The following is a 17,355-nucleotide window of genomic DNA, read 5'->3' as shown; positions in this document are numbered from 1 at the left end:
CGCATCTGCCGAGGATCTCAAGAAGCCTCGCGATGTGCGAGATGACCACCGCTCATTCGAGACAGGGCACGGACAATCATCAGATGGTCGAACTTCCCACTTGGCGCGTGGGGACAAATCAGGCAGACTCCTTGTAGCAGCCACACGCTACGCAACATGCCTCGTCCCGCTCCGATCAATGATGCCGTCATCCGCGCCGCGCTTCATCACAAGCGCCTGCGCCAGCATAAGGGACATCCGGATACCATCGTCATTGACGAACTTGGCCTCGCCCATGCCAAGAGCCGGATCGACGTCGCCGTCATCAATGGCTGCATTCACGGCTATGAGATCAAGAGTGACGCCGACACGCTCGAGCGGCTGGGAAGCCAGATCGACATCTATTCCAGGACGCTGCAGAAGCTGACCATTGTCGCCTCCACCCGCCATCTGGACGCTGTCGCCCGGCGCGCGCCGGACTGGTGCGGCATCATCGAGGCATATCAGGGCGTGCGCCAGGCCATCCATCTGCGTCCCGTCCGGCCTGCAAGGTCCAATCCCGGACCCGATGCGGTGATGATCGCCCATCTGCTCTGGCGCTCCGAAGCGGCCGGGCTGCTCCAGCACCGGGGCTATACGCCCAAGCAGCTGCGCGCGCCCCGCCGCCAGCTCTATGAGATGCTGTGCGAAGAGATGACGCTCGCCGAGATCACCACGGCCATCCGCCTGGCTATGGTGAGCCGCAAAGTGTGGAGAGATCTTCCAGCACATGCGTGATGTGATGGTTGATCGCCACCGACTTCCAGCGCGTCTGGTTGCTGGCCGGCGCGCTCCTGACCGCGCATTTGGCGATGTAGTCATCCCCATGTGAGAATGCCGCCCCCCGGAAGGCGCTGTCACTCGCCAGTACGGCGCAATGGTCGTGCATCTGCTCCGGATCGTCGCGGAATGCCCCGCCCTTCTTGACCCACCAGCTCCGCGGCGTCGTGTAGATCAGCTTCCCTGCCGACTTGATCTTGCGCATGTCGGTCGGCGTGAAGGTGGGGTGCACAATCGTATAGTCGCCGAAAACCGGGCGCCGCATCCCAGCAGGCAACCGGCGGGTGAACTCGCCGTAAAACAGCCAGTCGTGGCGCTCGATCCCACTCGTACCCTTGCCGACATCCTTGAATGTCTCAGGTATGGCCGTCCCGAGCAGCACCAGATTGCGGAACCGGCCAAGGTCACCGAGCTTGCGCAAGGCCGCAATCAGCGCACCGGCAAAGGCCCCATAGGGCTCGAAATTGGGCGCGCCCAGATCGATGATCAGATCCGTCTCATCGAGCGCCGCCCCCACCTGAGCGATGAAGCCGAGCAACTCGCCCTCGGGCTTCGGCTTCATCAGATCCTCAAGCCGCAGCGTGATCCCCACGCCCATCCCGTCCCGGCCGACAATCGCCGACACGCTGGCCACCGTCGCGGCATCCGCGCCGAGCGGGATCGCCGGCACCGCGTTGCATTCATATCCCCTCAGGCCCTCGAACACGTAGCTGAAGACGTCGCGGCCATCGTCCATTGGTTGCATCACGATGCTGGGATGCACACCCACCCAGGCGGGCCGCTTGCCCCACTTCTTGTGAAAGCGCAGCGCGAAGGGGTGCACATGCTCGTGCACCGTCTTCCTCGGCCTCCATTCCTCGAAATCGAACTCAATCTCCGGAATGGTGACGAGGGGGACGATCCGGTCCTTCGCCGCGTTGCTCAGCCGCAGAAGGCTCTGATATTCCCCCTGCCGCCACCGCACCGCCGGGACATACATATCGTCAGTCAAGTTCATCGCCCGCTACCTCCAGCTGACGACGCACCTCATCTTGTCCGACGAGACTGTTCAGAATGGTCCAATCGCCGCGCTCCTTGCGGATGCGCCCCGCAATGATGCTCGGATGGATACCCAGCGCCTCGGCATCGATCAGCACCGCTTCTTCGGAGAGGGCGAAGCGCGACAGGCATTGATCCCATTTCTCTTCCGGGATGAGCGCATTCAACGCGAATTGATCGGCCTCCCGCTCCAATGCGTCGCTATTACCCGCGCCTTCCTCGTCGAAGAAGTCGTAGCGCTGGCCCTCGACGAGATGCAAAAACACATGGCCGAGCTCATGCAGGAGCACGAACCAGAAATTGTCCAGGCGGTCAAAGCGCAGCGTCAGGCCGATCACGGGTCGGTCGTTCGCATCGAGCATCGCAGCGCCATCTAGGTACGAGCCCGGCAAATGCCGCTCGACGACCAGCACGATGCCCTTCCTGGCCAACAGGCGGCGGGCAGCGGCCGCACCGTCTTCTTCCCGCGTCAGGGCGACAAGATCCGGCAGCCAGCTGTCATTCGGCTCGAATTCGCCAAGCTCCCTGGCTGCCTCGCGCGCCAACTCCAGAACGCGCGCTTGCCACGCCAGCAGCGCGTACTCGTTGGGGACGTTGCCACTGCGCATTTTCTTGCGATGAAGCGCGGTAACAAACTGTCCTCCCGCCGCTTCCAGGAAATAGCGCTTCGCGCATTCAACCGGGTTCGCGCCCTTGGGAGCGGAAAACCACTTGCGCCGGATCATCTCCTTGTATGGGAACTGGCCCCACGCGACATCCCCGCTGTCGGGCCACACAAACACCGAGCCTTCCGCCGCCCTCGCGCCGCCGAACGTACCGGATATGTTGACGCCGAGCGCGCGCGACACCTCGATGAGGCGGGCGAGGCTCGCACCCTTATATTCCGTTGCCTCATAGCGCTGGATCTGCTGGGGCTTCAGATCGAGCTTCTCCGCCAGGTCCGTCTGGCTCATGCCGGCCGCGATCCGCGCCTGCACCAGTACCCGTGGCAGCTCCTCGAGCGCGTAGGTCTTCGAGAAGGCCACCTGCCCCGACCGCAACCGGTCATACTCCTCAATCTCGGCCTCAATGTCTTCGATCTGGCTCTTCAGCGCGTCGATTTCCGTCTGCCTCAGCCACGCCTGCGCACCTTCACGCGCCTGCGCCGCTTCGAGGGCGTTCTTGAGATCGGCAAGCTCCGCCATAGACACGCTGTACTGTTTGTCACTGTAGATCATGGCTGCTGCACCTTTCGCAAAAGAACCGGATCGGCCGAGAGCGAAATCGAGACAATTCCTTTCTTTTCTCCGGTAAAACGGTCCAACTGAAAAAACTCGACGAAGCTCTTTCCCACATCCACGCACAGCATGGAGGAGGGAAAAAACTCACCGCCGAAGGCGCGCTTCTGCGCCGCCCGTTTGTTCCGGAAATCCCGGAACACCGGATCAAGGCGCAGCGGGTCCACACCTTGCGGGTCCCAGGCGGCGTCGAAGTCGTTGGGGCTCGGCTTGCCGGTCACGTAGCTCCCATCGAGGAAGACCGTTCCGCATCCCGCAAAGCGGAGCCTCGCCGAGGCGTCAACCAGGCCCCGATAGAGCGTCCGGCGCCGCAGGTTCGAGGCAAACGCCGCCTCAACCTCCTCCAGCGTCGCCGGATGGATCCCTGGGGGCAGGACGGACCAGGGGGACCCGGCCAGCATGGTCAGAGGAGGAATCATTCGTTACAACATATATGTTGTAATACTCGAAAGCAACTCCAGCAGCACCTCGCTCCATAAAGGCGACAAAAATATGTAGTTACATATAGATACGTGGTTTTGAGGAATTCTCAAATGCCCTGAACCGGAGCCCGTCTCTAGGCCGTAGCAACAAATACCGGACGTCCCGTTGGGCCTGACTTGTACGATGGGGGCGTCGTGAGATGACATGCCGATCAGCCTTCCACTGACTTCCGCAACTGAGACGTGACAGACCCGGTGGCGCTGGCACGTGCCTTGGTGTCGAATGGCCCCGTGCGCAAGATCATCCACATCGACATGGACGCCTTCTATGCGTCCATCGAGCAACGCGACAATCCCGAGCTGCGCGGAAAGCCGCTGGCAGTCGGCTCTGCCGCCAAGCGCGGCGTTGTCGCGGCGGCGAGCTATGAGGCGCGGGCGTTCGGAGTCCGGTCGGCGATGCCGTCGGCCACGGCGCTGCGCAAGTGCCCGGAGCTCCTGTTCGTCCCGCCGCGCTTCGACGTCTATCGGGCGGTGTCGGACGAGATCCGGGAGATCTTCCACGCCTACACGCCGCTGGTGGAGCCGCTGTCCTTGGACGAAGCCTATCTGGACGTGACCGAGAACCTGCGCGGCATTCCGACGGCGTCGGAGACCGCAGCCGAGATCCGCGCGCGTATTTTGGAGCAGACAGGCCTCACGGCCTCGGCGGGCGTGTCCTACAACAAGTTTCTAGCCAAGCTCGCCTCCGACCAGAAGAAGCCCAACGGGCAGTTCGTCGTGACGCCCAACCAAGGCCCAGTGTTCGTGGAGGGCCTGCCGGTGGAACGGTTTCATGGCATCGGGCCGGTGACGGCCGAGAAGATGAGGGCGCTCGGCATCCATACAGGCGCCGACCTCAAGCGGCAGACGCTGGTCTTCCTCGAAGAGCACTTCGGCAAGTCAGGCGCCTGGTACTACGGCATTGCGCGTGGGCAGGATGAACGCGCGGTGGTGCCGAACCGGGAACGGAAATCCTCCGGCAGCGAGACCACCTTCTCGGACGACCTGTTTTCTGCAGCCGACATCGAGGCTGGTATCGTCGCCATGGCCGACGACGTATGGGCATGGTGCGAGAAGACGGCCACCTACGGGCACACGGTCACGGTGAAGGTGAAGTATGCCGACTTCCGGCTGATCACGCGCAGCCGGACGGTTTCAATGCCGGTCACGACGCAAGCCAAGCTGCGAGAGCTCAGCGTGGCCTTGGTCCGCACGGTGTATCCGGTGACGGTGGGTATACGGCTCGTCGGAGTATCGGTCTCCAAGCTGGCAAGCGTCGATCAGACCATTCCGCAGCTCGAGCTGGAATTGCTTCGCGAAGAGTGAGCGTGCGGGGGCTTGCGCGTGTTTTGGCTGGTGATCGCTGATGTGAGTAAGTCTTCATTTGGGCGCCTTCGCGGCCGCCTGTGGCGGCCGCTGTCGGGCCCTACCTCGCGGCCTGCGGCCGCTCGCCCGAGTCCCGCACGGCGGGTCTCGGCCCTTCGGGTAACGGTCAGCCGGGCGCGGGACTACGATTGTCTCGTGGCGCGAGCTTTCTGTCGGGTGAGCGGGGGGCCTCAGTGCTCGACGGTGTTCAGGCCCAGAGCATCGTCGATCTCTTCGAGAGCCGCCTTTGCCATGCGCTCCCACAGGTCGGTATCTGCGTTGTGGCGATTCATCAGCGCGACCTTGGCCGATCCCAAAGCCGTGAGCAGCTCTTCCAAGACCGCCGCGGCTTCGCGCGGGAGACCGGGGTTCACGAAATCAGGCCCGAGGCTGTCGGAAAGAGCGTTGAGCTCTTGAATGAGACGTGCGCGCATCGTCAGGTCCTAGTGTCGCTTCACACAGACTCCTACCACCGGTCGACGTTGACTGTCATGTCGCCAACGTCTGCGTCGCGAGCAGGTCGCCGGAGCGTGGTGTCCTGACAGCCGGCCGGCTGCAGTAGAGGCGAGGCAGAGGCGGGTGGGGAAGCCATGACGGGCTCGAGGTGGCGAGAGAGAGGCTCTCGCCGGCCCGTCGTGGAGACCCACGATGTCCAAATCCACTTCTCCCGCCAGTGCCAAGGACAACCGGCCAACGTTCTATGACGACATCACTAACAAGATCATCGCCGAGCTGGAAGACGGCCGCGTGCCCTGGGTGCAGCCCTGGGGCACGCCGTCGGCCAAAGCCCAGCTCGCGATGCCGAAAAATGCCTCCACCAACCGCACCTACTCCGGGATCAACGTCCTCATCCTCTGGGGCGCGGTCATCGAGCAGGGCTACGCTGGCCAGAGCTGGCTAACCTTCCGGCAGGCCCTGGCGCTCGGCGGCAACGTGCGCAAGGACGAGCGCGGCATCACCGTCGTCTATGCAGACCGCTTCGTGCCCGGCGATGCGAAACGGCGCGCGGCGTCCAGCGGCGGCGAAGCGCGTGCCATTCCGTTCCTCAAGCGCTTCACTGTCTTCAACACAGATCAGTGCGACGGCCTTCCCGACGAGATCGCCACCGTCGCGCCGCCTCCACCGCCCGGCACCATCGCGCTGCGTGTCGAGGCGCTGATCAAAGCCACGGGTATCGACTTCCGCATCGGCGGCGCGCGGGCCTTCTATGCGCCGACCGAGGACTACGTGCAGGTGCCGCCACCGGCCGCCTTCTTCGAGCCGATCAACTGGCACCGGACGGCACTGCACGAACTCGGCCATGCCTCCGGACATGCCTTGCGATTGAATCGCGATCTCTCCGGATCCTTCGGCTCGCGCAAGTATGCGTTCGAGGAGCTGGTGGCGTTATCTGGACAGTCTGGCTGTGAATTATCTGGACAGTCCGGCGCGACTCGCAGCGAACTCTGATACGGGCGTTGAGGCCACGATTTCGCTGTCCATCGACCTCAGCGTTGGCCGTGGTTCTCCGCCGCTGAGGCCGGAGCTGGGACGCGTAGCGGACCAGCGGAGGGCTCAGCGGCGGAGCGCATCTTTTCAATGTCCAAGTGCGTGCGTCGAGAGCGGGGGCTCGTCTCATGATCACGCTGTTGGAGGCAAGTGCGCGGTCGGCCGCGGAGAACGGCAATGTCACCGCCTGGAGCCGGACGGCAGGGGCGCCGGCCATCCTGCGCGATGGCGCGCCCTACGATCCCCATCTCGATCGCTTCCTCGCGGACCTGCCACTCAATGGCGTGCGCTCGCAGCACAGCCTGCGCAGCTACGCCTACGATCTCCTCGTCTGGGTGCGTTTCCTCGACGAGGCACGCGGCAAGACCGTGTGGCTAGCGACGCGCGAGGATGTGGGCGCCTACCATCGTGCCCGGCGGCACGACGAGGCCGCGAACCGCATCTCCGCCGCAAGCTGGAACCGCGCAGTGGCGGCGCTCGACAAGCTCTATCGATGGGCGGTCGAGGAGGGTCTCATAGCCCAAAGTCCGTTCAACTATCGCGACGTGTGGCGCCGGATGCCATCCGGCCGTGGCCGCACGATGACCGTAACGCGCAACCAAGCCTACGAGCGCGCCGCCAAGCATTCCGACGTCAAGTTCATCACCATCGAGGATTACCGGCACTTCCGCGATGTCGGCTTGCTCGGGCTCACCCCCGAGGGCAGCGATCGGCCCGGCGCCCGCGACCGCAACGGCAGCCGCAATGCCCTCTTCGCCGATCTCCTGATCTCAACTGGGCTCCGGCTCGAGGAGGCCTCATCCCTGCTCGCCGTGGAGATCGAGGAGGCGATCCGCGCCAGCGTGGGCCGCGACAAGCAGGTCGCCTTCCGATTGCCTGCTTCACTGACGAAGGGCGACAAGGGCCGCACCATCCGCATCCCGGCCTCGCTGCTCGCCCGCCTGCGTAGCTACCTGGAGGTCGAGCGCGCCGTCGCCGTCGAGAAGTTCAAGATGCGCGGCGGCATCATGCGCATGTCGGCGGCCCTGACGTGCGGTGTCAACGCCGGCAGGATCGAGGTCGCCACGGCGAGCGGCGAGCGGAGGCCGATGCGGCTCGACACCGTGACACCGGACGAGCGCCGCCGGCTCGTCATTCGAGGCAACGACGACACGCCGATCGAGCCCGCCGCCCTGTGGCTCAGCGAGGTAGGCCTGCCCGTCGCTCCCAACACGTGGGAGGTCACCTTCACCCGCGCTTCCCGCCGCTGCCAGGCCGCCGGCCTCGCCTTCGACGTCAGCCCGCATCAGCTGCGGCACAGCTTCGCCGTGCACATGCTGGCGTTGCTGATCCGGCAGCGGTTCGGCGATGCGCACAAGGATCAGGATCTATCCGGCGCGGCCTATCGCCGGCTGCTCGGCGATCCCCTGCAGCAAGTTCAGCGCCTGCTCGGGCACGCGAGCGTCGCCACGACCTATATCTACCTCGATCATTTGGCCGGTTGCCAGGACACGGTCGACGCCGCCGTCGAGGATTTGCTGTCCGGCATCGAGACGCCGCAAACGGTCAAGGCGGCGGCATGAGCGGCAAGGGCAAGGCGCGGCCGCGCAAGGGGCAGCGGGTCTCATTCAAGCGTGCCGATGGCCAGTCATCGGCACGGAGATCCGATGCCGTCACCGGCTTGCGCTTCACCGTCGACACTGCACATGGCGGCACGGCCCTGATCGAACTCGTCGTGCTGCGACCGCGTCGTTTGGCGCTCGCCTTCGGATCGGCGCTGCGGGAGCTCGCGCCGACCATGGTGCGCTCGACCGTGCTGCAGCACCTCAATGGCCTGAAGCGCTTCTTCGTGTTCCTCAACGAGACCGCGCCCACGATCGACGGCCCCGAGCATCTGCGAGCTGAGCACATCGACGGATTCGAGAGCTGGCTCGAGGCTCAGGGTGTGACGACCATTCACCGTCACACCATTATCGCCAAGGCCATCATCGCGCTGCGCACCATCGATGCGGGCCGGCCAGGCCTGCTCGACGAGAAGCTGCGGCAGCGGCTCGGCTACACGAGCGCGCGATCGCTCGGCAGGTCGACGCCACGGGATGCCTACAGCGGCTACGTCGCCAAGCAGCTGCGTGATGCGGCGCGAGCCGATATCCAGGCCATCACGCGCCGGCTCAAGTCGCCAGCCCCGATCGAGCATGCCGACGCCACGTTGCGCGGTCACCTCGAGGCCGCCGCCGAGGTGATCGAGGCCGAGGGCACGATCGGCCATACGCATCCGGTCCTGCTCTCGTTCTACCGGCGGTTTCACCTGCTCGGTCTCGAGAACGGCACGCCGATCCGCGATCTGCACGCCCGCCGCCATCTGCTCGCCGAGGACGTGATCCCGTTCTTCGTCCTGCTCAGCCTGGAGACGGGGCTCGAGCCCGAGTGCGTTAAGGCTCTGCGCCTCGACTGCCTGCGCAATCCGGCGTCCGGCACGGTCGAGATCGATTATGTGAAGCGCCGCGCACGGGGATCGGAGTGGAAGCGGCTGCGCGTCCGCGACGGCGCGTCGTCCACGCCGGGCGGCATCATCCGGACTCTAATCGAGCTGACGACGGCCGCCCGCAAGCACAAGCCGAGCGACAGCCTATGGCTCTACTTCCACACTGGACGCCTCGCCGATCGCTTTCTGCACCCGCAGGAGATGATCGATATCTGGGTCGCGCGCCACAATCTCGTCGATGATGCTGGCCAACCGCTGCCTCTGCTGCTCTCCCGCCTGCGCAAGACGCACAAGGCGCTCTGGTACGCCAAGTCCCAGGGCGATATGGCCCGCTTCGCCGTCGGCCACACGCCGGAGGTCGCCGCCCGCCACTACGCCGATCTGCCATCGCTGCGCCACCTGCACGAGCAGGCCGTCGTCGACGGCCTCAACGATGCGCTCAGCTCTGCGCTGCAGCCTCGCATCGTCACGCCCGAGGAGGAGGCGGTCGCTCGCAAGGCCCCTTCAACGCTGCAGCTTCCCGTGCCGGCCGCCCAGGTTCGGTCCATGTTGAGCGGCAAGCAGGATGTCTGGCTGGCGAGCTGCAGCGGCTTTCACAACAGCCCGTTCGCGGCCGACGGCGAGCCGTGCGCCGAGCCGTTCTGGGGCTGCCTCGAATGCCGTAATGCCGTCATCACCGCGCGCAAGCTGCCCTCCATCATCGCGTTCCTCGACTTCATCGTCGTGCGCCGCACCGAGATGGCCGAGGCCGACTGGTGGGCCAAGTTCGGCCGCCCCTGGTCGCGCGTCACACAGCAAGTTTTGCCGGCGTTCTCGGAGGCCGTCGTTGCCGATGCGCGCGAGAAGGCCAAGGCGCTCGAGCATCAGCCCTATCTGCCGCTGGAGACGCGCGCATGAGCAAGGCAACGGCCCTGAAGCTCGTCCCGGCCGCCACCCCGCATCAGCTTGCTGGCAAGCCGGTGCTGGAGAGCGCAGCCCTGCGCCGCGGCCACAAGCGATCGGCCTTGTCCCGCTTCGAGGACAGCACCTGGGATTTGTCGCCAGCCGTGTTTCGCGAGAACGCACGGGTCTGCCACGTCACCGCGCATTTCGACGGCATCGAGGACGCGAGCGTCGCGCGCACGCTGCGGGAGTTTCTCTATGCTCGGCTCAACTTCGATATTCCCGGGCACCGCGGCCGCCTGCCGCCCGGCAGCATCCGCCAGCTGTTCAACCGGGCGCGCCGGTTCCTAGAGTTTGTGGCCGAGAAGAAGGGCAACTGCAATCTCGCCCGTGTCGATCAAGCCACGCTCGACGCCTACCGCAATCACCTGACGGCAGATCCGCAGCGCCGCCCCATTCAGGTCGCGCATCTGCTCGAGGTCGTCGTCGATCTCCACCATTTTCGGGATCACATGCCGTCCGGCGGACTCGTACTGCTGCCGTGGAAGGGACGCTCGGCGCATGTCGTCGCCGGCTCGAAGCAGACCGCGGGCGAGAACAAGACGCCGCGCCTGCCCGAGGCGGTGATCGCTCCCCTGCTGCAATGGTCGCTCAAGTACATCACCGTCTTCTCGGCCGATATCCTAGCCGCACGCGCCGAGCTCGAGGCGCTGGAGGAACGTCACAGAACACTAGTCACCGAGGATAGGCGCTTCTCGCCGTCCACCCGCAAGCAACGCCGCCGGCAGCGGCTCATCACCTATCTCGATCAGCTGCGCGCCAACGGCCGTGGCGTGCCGATCTGGACCACATCGCACAATGGTGCCGTCCGCCAGGATCCGATCACGGGCACCTCGACGCCGCCGGTGAATGCTCTCCTCATCCATCTGCATATCGGTCTCGACGCCCAGGCCGAGCCGGCCCAGCACGTGCTGCTCCGCAAGACGACCAAGGCACTCGTACTCGATGCGATCGATGCACTCGGCACCGAGGTTGGCGGGATGGACACGGCCATCTCGATCGACCCGGACACCGGCAAGCCTTGGCGGCTGCGCTTCGACGCCAAATCTCTGCTCCTCGAGGAGCGCATGCTGCAGGCAGCCTGCTATATCGTCTGCGCCTACTTGACCGGCATGCGCGACTGCGAGGTGCAGGCGATGCGTTCGGGTTGTCTCGATGTCGAGCGTAGCGAGGACGGCCTTATCGAGCGGTATCGGATCAAGAGCACCGTCTACAAGCGGCGCGAGGTGCGCGGCCAGGCGGAGAAGTGGATCACCGTCGAGCCCGTCGCCAAGGCCATCACGGTGCTCGAGCGCCTGACCGAGCACATCCGGCACCGCCGGGGTGGCGACACGCTGTGGAGGGTGCTCAGTGACCACGGCAGCAAGGATCACATCTCGGCCGAGATCGTGCGCCAGCTCAACACCTTTCGCGACCACCTGAACGCTCAGTTCGGCACGCCCGAGGCGCCGATCATCCCGCCCGGCCCGGACGGCAAGCCGTGGCGCATCACGACGCGCCAGTTCCGGCGCACGGTCGCCTGGCACATCGCGAACCGGCCGTTCGGCACGGTCGCCGGCATGATCCAGTACAAGCACAGCGGCATCGCTGCCTACGAGGGTTACGCGGGCTCGAGCCGATCGGGCTTTCGCAACGAGGTCGAGCGCGAGCGCGTCCTCGGCCAGCTCGACGACGTGCTCTCCTACTTCGAGCACCACCGTGCCGGCGAGGTGCTGATGGGACCGGCTGCAGCCCGCATCTCGAATGAGCTGAGCCAAGCCGCCGACAAGCTCGAGCCGCTCCCCGGCCACATCGCTGATCCCGCGCGCGTCCGCGCCATGCTCGCGCACGTGGCCAAGACGCTGTTCGTCGGCGTGTTGAGCGACTGCTTCTTCGACCCGGCGACCGCCCTCTGTCTCAACGGCAAGACCGACCACAGCCGGCCGGCCATGGCCCAGTGCCGCCCCGACCGCTGCCCCAACTCCTGCATCACCGACCGCCACCGCCCGCTGTGGGCCAAGGCCATCACCGACGGCGAGGAACTGCTCAAGACAAGGCGGCTATCGCCGCTGCAGCGCGAGGCGATCGATGCAGACATCACAAAATATCGCAAAGCCATCCGAGTGTTCTGAGGGCCGCGACCTCACCGCGCGCAAGGAGGTCTGAACTTGACTCCCGTCAATGCGTTCATCAAGCTATAGAAGCTATAGATTTTTGCATGCTACCATTGTCTGGAGGTTGACCATGCGCAACACACGTAAATCGCTCCTTGCGAGCATCCTTGTTTCCGCCACGCTCCTTGCCGGGGCCATCAGTGTACAGGCTCAGCAAATGCAGCATGGGCCGGGCATGATGGGTCCAGGAATGATGGGTCCGGGCATGCCCATGGGCGGCGGCATGATGGGGTGCCCCATGATGGGCGGCCAAGGCATGACGATGGGCCAGATGCCCATGGGCGGCATGGGTCCCGGCATGATGATGACGGGCCCGGCGATCGAGGGCCGTCTCGCCTATCTCAAGGCTGAGCTCGGCATCACCGAGGCGCAGACGGCGGCCTGGAACGGCTACGTCACGGCAGTCAAGGCGCGCCAGTCGGCCATGCAGGGCACACACCAGGGGATGATGCAGGCGTGGCAATCGGGCACCGCCGTTGCTCGCCTCGACGCTCATACCAAGGCTATGGAGAGCATGGTTGAGGCCCTCAAAGCCCTGAGACCGGCGACCGATGCGCTCTATGCCGTGCTGACACCGGATCAAAAGACGAAGGCAGATCAGCTGCTCGGCATGGGCTGCTGCATGATGTGAGGACCACGATGCTCCGCAGCTTCACCCTGGCTTTGGCCCTTGTCCCGGTACTCGCAGTGCCGGGCTGGGCGCAGACCAATCCTCAAGGCTGGCCAATGCATGAATGGATGTGGTGGTGGGGGCCATGGCACATGCTAATGCCCCTGCTGTTTCTCGGCCTCATCGTGGCCGGGGTCATCTTCCTCGTTCGCAAGCTTTGGCCGGATGAGCCGCGGCACTTTGGCGGCAGCCGCGCCCTCGACCTGCTCGACGAGCGCTATGCCAAGGGCGAGATTGATCGCGAGGAGTACCAGCGGCGCAGGCAAGACATTCTCGGCAGGTGACGTCATGACCTTCTATATTGCCAAGACCATCCGGGCGCCGTTCGACGCCGCCATCGACAAGGTGACGGCAGCGCTCAAGGAGGAGGGGTTCGGCGTGCTGACCGACATCGATGTAAGCGCCGCGCTCAAGAAGAAGATCGGCGTGGACTGGCGCCCCTATCGTATCCTTGGCGCCTGTAATCCGCCGCTCGCGCACCGCGCCCTGCAGGCCGAGGACAAGATCGGCACCATGCTGCCCTGCAATGTCATAGTGCAGGACGTGGGCAACGGCCAAGTCGAGGTCGCCGCCATTGATCCGGCCGCATCGATGGAGCGGGTTGGCAAACCGGAGTTGACTGAGCTCGCGCACACGGTTCGAACCAAGTTGCAGGCAGTCCTCGCCAGGCTCTGACGCCGTCTCAATCACCGGCGAGGATCGCTCAGTGCCTCCATGATCCGGCAGTCCTTCATCTGGCCGCCATGGCACGAGGTGACCAAATCCTTGAGTGCCCGCTCGAGGGCACGCAGCCGCGCGAGCCGCTCCCTGACGACTTCCAAGTTCGCTTCCGCGATTTCAATCACCTCGCCGCAAAGCCGGTCCGGCTTCGAAGCGAGATCGAGAAGCGTGACGATGGTTTCGATCGTGAAGCCGAGATCGCGGGCATTGCGGATGAACGCCAGCCGGCGCACGTGGTCGGCAGCATAGCGTCTCTGGTTGCCCTCGGTGCGCGACGGCCGCGGCATCAGGCCGATCTGCTCGTAGTAGCGGATGGTTTGCACATTGGTGCCCGTCCGCTCGGCAAGGCCGCCGATGCTCAGTTCTTGACCAGTCATCAATAACGATCCCCTTGAACCTATAGTAGCTATAGGTTGTAACATGGCCTTGAATGACAAGCCAAGATCCTCCGGAGCAAACCATGCCAGCAGTCCAAGAGCATCGCTTCCAAGTAAGCGGAATGGACTGTCCGTCCTGCGCAGCCAAGGTCGAGACCGCCGTCGGCCGTTTCGAGGATGTCTCGGACGTCACCGTCAACTTCGCGACGCAGGTTCTGACGTTCCGCGCTTCGGCTGACGGGACGCGTCCGGACGCCATCGGGGACGCCGTCCGCAAGCTCGGCTATGGGGTCGAGCCGATAGCGCCTCGGCCGATATCTCGCGTCGACGAGAAGTTCCGTGTGGACGGCATGGACTGTCCTTCCTGCGCGGCCAAGATCGAGACGGCTGTGCGGCAGCTGCCGGGCACATCTGACATCGCCGTCAACTTCGCGACACAGATCTTGAGTGTTCGCCTCGATGCGGCCACGACACCCCCGGATACGGTCATCCAGGCGGTGACGAAGCTCGGCTATCGCACCCAACACATCGAGTCCCTCGACGGTCGTGAGCAGGCCGAATCGCGTGCGGGAGCAGCGCCGGCAGCTGACGAGGATCAGCAGACATGGTGGAGCACACCGAAGGCTCGGCTCATGGGATTGCTCCTTGCGTCGGCGGCGGTTGGCCTCGTTGCGTGGCTGAGCGGAGTTGCAAGCGAGCAGCTTGCATTCCTGCCGACGGCGCTCATCGGCCTCGCTTATTTCGGCCGCCGCGCCGTCGCCAGCGCACGTGCGGGCACGCCGTTCAGCATCGAGATGCTGGTCTCGCTCGCTACCGCGGGCGCGGTCGTCATGGGCGCGAGTTCTGAAGCCGCCCTGGTCAACGTTCTGTTCCTTCTGGGCGAGCTGCTGGAAGGCCTTGCCGCCCGCCGCGCGCGCGATGGCATCCGGGCGCTCGGCAAACTGATCCCGCGCACCGCATTGCTGGTCGAGGGCGATGTGACGCGGGCTGTCGAGATCGACTCGCTGAGCATTGGTCAGGTCGTGCTTGTGCGTCCCGGCGACCGAGTACCTGTCGACGGCACCATCATCGACGGCTCGTCCGATCTCGACGAGGCGGCTGTGACGGGTGAATCGATCCCGGTTCCGAAGACGCCCGGCAGCAGTGTCGTCGCCGGGAGCGTCAATACAACGGGCGCTCTCAAGGTTCAGGTCACCCGGCGGGTCGAGGACAATACGATCAACCGCATCATCCACATGGTCGAGGAGGCACAGGCGACCAAGGCCCCGACAGCCCGACTGATTGATCGCTTCAGTAGGTATTACACGCCCATCGCCATCCTGATCGCAGCGCTGACCATGGTCCTGCCACCGATGGCATTTGGCGCGGACTGGAGCACATGGTTCTATCGCGGCTTGGGTCTTCTGCTGGTCGCCTGCCCGTGCGCGCTCGTGCTCTCGACACCGGCCGCCATCGCGTCGGCGCTTGCAGCCGGTGCACGCTCCGGTCTGCTGATCAAGGGCGGCGCGGCACTGGAAGCCATCGGCAGCGCTCGCACGGTCGCCTTCGATAAGACCGGCACGCTTACGGTTGGTAAGCCGGTCGTCACGGATATCGTGCCCATCGACGGCACGGCCGATGCGCTCTTAAGCCTCGCTGCAGCCGTGGAGCAGGGCTCGAGCCATCCCATCGCTCGCGCGATCACCGAGCGCGCCACAAGTGCCGGGATTGCGGTGCCCACTGCGACCGATCAGCGAGCGATCGCCGGGAAGGCTGTTGAAGGCGTGGTTGCAGGCGCGCGCATCGAAATACTGTCGCCGCGCCATGCGGCCGGCCTGGACTACGTGCCCGACACGCACCCAACCATCTCCGCGCTCGAGGAGAGCGGCAAGACCGTCGTGATTGTCGCCAAGGACAAAGCGCCGATTGGTTTCATAGCCGTGCGGGACGAGCCGCGCCCGGACGCTGCTGCGGCCATCACTCGGGTCCACCAGCTTGGCGTCACACCCATCATGCTTTCTGGTGACAATCGGAGAACGGCAGGCGCGGTCGGCAAAGCGATGGGCCTCGAGGTACGCGCCGAGTTGCTCCCCGACGGCAAGCTGCAGGAGATCGCGCGCCTCAAGAGCCAAGGCACCGTAGTGATGGTTGGTGACGGCATCAATGACGCACCGGCATTGGCCGCAGCTGACGTCGGAATCGCCATGGGTGGTGGCACCGACGTGGCGCTCGAGACGGCTGATGCGGCGCTGCTGCATGAGCATGTCGGCGGTGTAGCTGACATGATCGAGCTGTCGCAACGCACCCGCCGCAACATCGCTCAGAACGTCGTCATCGCTCTAGGGCTTAAGGCAATCTTTCTCGTGACGACGATCACTGGCGCGACGGGTCTGTGGCTCGCCATCATGGCGGATACGGGCGCGACCATCCTTGTCACGCTCAATGCCCTACGGTTGCTGCGCCTCACAGGCCGCGAGCAGGATCGCACCACCCGAGACCGCCGCAAGAACCTCCGCCCGGTGGAGGCCAGCGCATGAAGAGCTCGACAAAGCTCCTGCAGTCATCGCCGGTCGCCTTCGGACTAGTCGTTATGACAGTCGCGATGTTGGATCTGTGGTCGAAGTCAGCGATGATCGCTTGGCTTACGCCAGCCCGGCGCACCGTTGAGGTGACACCCTTCTTCAACCTGCGCCTCGGCTACAACCCTGGCATCAGCTTTGGCCTCTTTCCCGCAGAGAGCGACCTTTCGCGGATGCTGCTGATCGGATTCGCGCTGCTGGTGACCCTTCTCGTCGTGTGGCTCGGATTGCGATCGCGGGTCTGGATCGAGCGTCTTGGCTTTGCACTGATTGCTGGCGGCGCCGTCGGCAATATCGTCGACCGTGGCAGTGACGGCCTTGTTACCGATTTTCTCGATTTCCATGCCTTCGGCTGGCACTGGCCGACGTTCAATCTGGCCGATGTGGCGATCACGGGCGGCGTGCTTGTACTTCTTGCTGCCAGTTTCATCGGCGATCGTTTCGCCCAACCCAGTCAGGATCAAACGCGATGATAAGAGCGACAACAGCGGTCCGCCGGACGAGCGCTCACGTTACCATGACTAAAGGAAGGCGCATCGCACAGTTGCTGTCGTTTCTCGTGATCCTACTTCCGGCAGCGGCAAGGGCAGCTTCGGTCGAGATGATGACCACATCGGGCTGCTCATGCTGTCATGCCTGGGCTCGGCATCTGCACGCTGCTGGTTTCGAGGTGACGGTTAAAGACCTGGCAATGGGCCAACTGATGCGTGCCAAGCTGGATGCCGGGGTACCCGCCACGTTGGCCGCCTGCCACACGGCGCGCATCGGCGGCTATGTCGTCGAGGGCCATGTGCCCGCGCGTGAAATCCAGAAGCTGCTAACAGAGCGCCCCGACGCGATCGGGCTCGTCGTCCCCGGTATGCCGATAGGATCACCCGGGATGGAGTCCGGCGATCGTCGCGAGGCCTATGAGGTGCTGCTGCTCAAGCGGGGTGGCAAGACGGAGGTATTTGCACGCTACGAATAGCTTTGCGTAGTCGTTTTGCGACAGGACCACTTTTCACTATTCACCGTCTGACGCGATTTCAGACTGTCAGGATAAGT

General features: G+C 64.6%; 17 protein-coding genes. 12 read left to right on the top strand and 5 right to left on the bottom strand.

Annotation, left to right across the window (positions count from 1 at the left end; genetic code table 11):
- Positions 1–156 precede the first annotated feature (156 nt).
- Positions 157–756: a sce7726 family protein gene (locus tag F812_RS0100085; RefSeq protein WP_020083920.1), complete on the top strand. Its 600-nt coding sequence runs from the start codon at positions 157–159 to the stop codon at positions 754–756.
- Here F812_RS0100085 and F812_RS0100080 read toward each other — a convergent pair.
- Genes F812_RS0100080 through F812_RS27235 form a run of 3 tightly spaced genes read right to left on the bottom strand, consistent with a single transcriptional unit; the run spans position 710 to position 3,514 of the window.
- On the bottom strand, positions 710–1,795 hold the full coding sequence (locus F812_RS0100080) for a beta family protein (protein ID WP_156827150.1): 1,086 nt from the start codon (positions 1,793–1,795) through the stop codon (positions 710–712). The two genes, F812_RS0100085 and F812_RS0100080, sit on opposite strands and share 47 nt — an antisense overlap.
- Positions 1,782–3,053, bottom strand: coding sequence for an XRE family transcriptional regulator (locus F812_RS0100075; RefSeq protein ID WP_020083918.1), 1,272 nt, complete (start codon positions 3,051–3,053; stop codon positions 1,782–1,784). Before F812_RS0100075 ends, F812_RS0100080 begins: the two co-directional genes overlap by 14 nt.
- Positions 3,050–3,514: a DUF6932 family protein gene (locus F812_RS27235; RefSeq protein WP_040497760.1), complete on the bottom strand. Its 465-nt coding sequence runs from the start codon at positions 3,512–3,514 to the stop codon at positions 3,050–3,052. Before F812_RS27235 ends, F812_RS0100075 begins: the two co-directional genes overlap by 4 nt.
- 336 nt (positions 3,515–3,850) lie before the next feature.
- Between F812_RS27235 and dinB the strand changes: the two genes are divergently transcribed.
- Positions 3,851–4,900 carry a DNA polymerase IV gene (gene dinB / locus F812_RS0100065; RefSeq protein ID WP_245257618.1) on the top strand — a complete coding sequence of 350 codons (1,050 nt, stop codon included), beginning with the start codon at positions 3,851–3,853 and terminating at the stop codon, positions 4,898–4,900.
- Between the two features lie 230 nt (positions 4,901–5,130).
- Here the strand turns inward: dinB and F812_RS0100060 are convergent, their stop codons facing one another.
- Positions 5,131–5,373 (bottom strand): hypothetical protein, encoded by a 243-nt coding sequence (locus tag F812_RS0100060; protein ID WP_020083915.1) that lies wholly within the window; start codon positions 5,371–5,373, stop codon positions 5,131–5,133.
- A 214-nt stretch (positions 5,374–5,587) separates the two neighbouring features.
- Between F812_RS0100060 and F812_RS21935 the strand changes: the two genes are divergently transcribed.
- From F812_RS21935 to F812_RS0100025, 7 genes are all read left to right on the top strand, one after another.
- Entirely contained in the window at positions 5,588–6,388 is an 801-nt protein-coding gene (locus F812_RS21935; RefSeq protein ID WP_020083914.1) for an ArdC family protein, read from the top strand.
- A 167-nt stretch (positions 6,389–6,555) separates the two neighbouring features.
- A complete protein-coding gene (locus tag F812_RS0100050) occupies positions 6,556–7,989 on the top strand; it encodes a tyrosine-type recombinase/integrase (protein WP_020083913.1) in 1,434 nt (477 codons plus the stop codon).
- The gene (locus tag F812_RS0100045; RefSeq protein ID WP_020083912.1) at positions 7,986–9,788 is read left to right on the top strand and encodes a hypothetical protein; all 1,803 of its coding nucleotides are present in this window, start codon (positions 7,986–7,988) and stop codon (positions 9,786–9,788) included. The genes F812_RS0100050 and F812_RS0100045 overlap by 4 nt, the downstream gene beginning before the upstream one ends.
- On the top strand, positions 9,785–11,944 hold the full coding sequence (locus F812_RS0100040) for a hypothetical protein (RefSeq protein WP_020083911.1): 2,160 nt from the start codon (positions 9,785–9,787) through the stop codon (positions 11,942–11,944). Before F812_RS0100045 ends, F812_RS0100040 begins: the two co-directional genes overlap by 4 nt.
- A gap of 112 nt (positions 11,945–12,056) precedes the next feature.
- A complete protein-coding gene (locus F812_RS0100035; protein WP_020083910.1) occupies positions 12,057–12,617 on the top strand; it encodes a Spy/CpxP family protein refolding chaperone in 561 nt (186 codons plus the stop codon).
- Between the two features lie 131 nt (positions 12,618–12,748).
- The gene (locus tag F812_RS26720; RefSeq protein WP_198011110.1) at positions 12,749–12,940 is read left to right on the top strand and encodes an SHOCT domain-containing protein; all 192 of its coding nucleotides are present in this window, start codon (positions 12,749–12,751) and stop codon (positions 12,938–12,940) included.
- Between the two features lie 4 nt (positions 12,941–12,944).
- Positions 12,945–13,331 (top strand): DUF302 domain-containing protein, encoded by a 387-nt coding sequence (locus F812_RS0100025; RefSeq protein WP_020083908.1) that lies wholly within the window; start codon positions 12,945–12,947, stop codon positions 13,329–13,331.
- An 11-nt stretch (positions 13,332–13,342) separates the two neighbouring features.
- Here F812_RS0100025 and F812_RS0100020 read toward each other — a convergent pair whose 3' ends face one another.
- The gene (locus tag F812_RS0100020) at positions 13,343–13,753 is read right to left on the bottom strand and encodes a MerR family transcriptional regulator (protein WP_020083907.1); all 411 of its coding nucleotides are present in this window, start codon (positions 13,751–13,753) and stop codon (positions 13,343–13,345) included.
- A gap of 83 nt (positions 13,754–13,836) precedes the next feature.
- Between F812_RS0100020 and F812_RS21930 the strand changes: the two genes are divergently transcribed.
- From F812_RS21930 to F812_RS0100005, 3 genes are read left to right on the top strand one after another with little or no spacing between them, the layout of a single operon-like run.
- Complete coding sequence (locus F812_RS21930; RefSeq protein WP_083929010.1) at positions 13,837–16,269, top strand: heavy metal translocating P-type ATPase; 2,433 nt, start codon at positions 13,837–13,839, stop codon at positions 16,267–16,269.
- On the top strand, positions 16,266–16,784 hold the full coding sequence (lspA, locus tag F812_RS0100010; RefSeq protein ID WP_020083905.1) for a signal peptidase II: 519 nt from the start codon (positions 16,266–16,268) through the stop codon (positions 16,782–16,784). The genes F812_RS21930 and lspA overlap by 4 nt, the downstream gene beginning before the upstream one ends.
- 44 nt (positions 16,785–16,828) lie before the next feature.
- The gene (locus F812_RS0100005) at positions 16,829–17,278 is read left to right on the top strand and encodes a DUF411 domain-containing protein (RefSeq protein ID WP_040497730.1); all 450 of its coding nucleotides are present in this window, start codon (positions 16,829–16,831) and stop codon (positions 17,276–17,278) included.
- Positions 17,279–17,355 lie beyond the last annotated feature (77 nt).

The sequence above is a fragment of the Hyphomicrobium zavarzinii ATCC 27496 genome, assembly GCF_000383415.1.
In the GTDB taxonomy this organism is placed as follows: Bacteria; Pseudomonadota; Alphaproteobacteria; order Rhizobiales; family Hyphomicrobiaceae; genus Hyphomicrobium_C; species Hyphomicrobium_C zavarzinii.
This window is presented reverse-complemented; position numbering and strand designations above follow the sequence as displayed.

Bases quoted from the DNA above. Each gene is read 5' to 3' on its own strand.
- F812_RS0100085 (WP_020083920.1), top strand. From the start codon at position 157: ATGCCTCGTCCCGCTCCGATCAATGATGCCGTCATCCGCGCCGCGCTT.
- F812_RS0100080 (WP_156827150.1), bottom strand. From the start codon at position 1,795: ATGAACTTGACTGACGATATGTATGTCCCGGCGGTGCGGTGGCGGCAG.
- F812_RS0100075 (WP_020083918.1), bottom strand. From the start codon at position 3,053: ATGATCTACAGTGACAAACAGTACAGCGTGTCTATGGCGGAGCTTGCC.
- F812_RS27235 (WP_040497760.1), bottom strand. From the start codon at position 3,514: ATGCTGGCCGGGTCCCCCTGGTCCGTCCTGCCCCCAGGGATCCATCCG.
- dinB (WP_245257618.1), top strand. From the start codon at position 3,851: ATGGACGCCTTCTATGCGTCCATCGAGCAACGCGACAATCCCGAGCTG.
- F812_RS0100060 (WP_020083915.1), bottom strand. From the start codon at position 5,373: ATGCGCGCACGTCTCATTCAAGAGCTCAACGCTCTTTCCGACAGCCTC.
- F812_RS21935 (WP_020083914.1), top strand. From the start codon at position 5,588: ATGTCCAAATCCACTTCTCCCGCCAGTGCCAAGGACAACCGGCCAACG.
- F812_RS0100050 (WP_020083913.1), top strand. From the start codon at position 6,556: ATGATCACGCTGTTGGAGGCAAGTGCGCGGTCGGCCGCGGAGAACGGC.
- F812_RS0100045 (WP_020083912.1), top strand. From the start codon at position 7,986: ATGAGCGGCAAGGGCAAGGCGCGGCCGCGCAAGGGGCAGCGGGTCTCA.
- F812_RS0100040 (WP_020083911.1), top strand. From the start codon at position 9,785: ATGAGCAAGGCAACGGCCCTGAAGCTCGTCCCGGCCGCCACCCCGCAT.
- F812_RS0100035 (WP_020083910.1), top strand. From the start codon at position 12,057: ATGCGCAACACACGTAAATCGCTCCTTGCGAGCATCCTTGTTTCCGCC.
- F812_RS26720 (WP_198011110.1), top strand. From the start codon at position 12,749: ATGCTAATGCCCCTGCTGTTTCTCGGCCTCATCGTGGCCGGGGTCATC.
- F812_RS0100025 (WP_020083908.1), top strand. From the start codon at position 12,945: ATGACCTTCTATATTGCCAAGACCATCCGGGCGCCGTTCGACGCCGCC.
- F812_RS0100020 (WP_020083907.1), bottom strand. From the start codon at position 13,753: ATGACTGGTCAAGAACTGAGCATCGGCGGCCTTGCCGAGCGGACGGGC.
- F812_RS21930 (WP_083929010.1), top strand. From the start codon at position 13,837: ATGCCAGCAGTCCAAGAGCATCGCTTCCAAGTAAGCGGAATGGACTGT.
- lspA (WP_020083905.1), top strand. From the start codon at position 16,266: ATGAAGAGCTCGACAAAGCTCCTGCAGTCATCGCCGGTCGCCTTCGGA.
- F812_RS0100005 (WP_040497730.1), top strand. From the start codon at position 16,829: ATGACTAAAGGAAGGCGCATCGCACAGTTGCTGTCGTTTCTCGTGATC.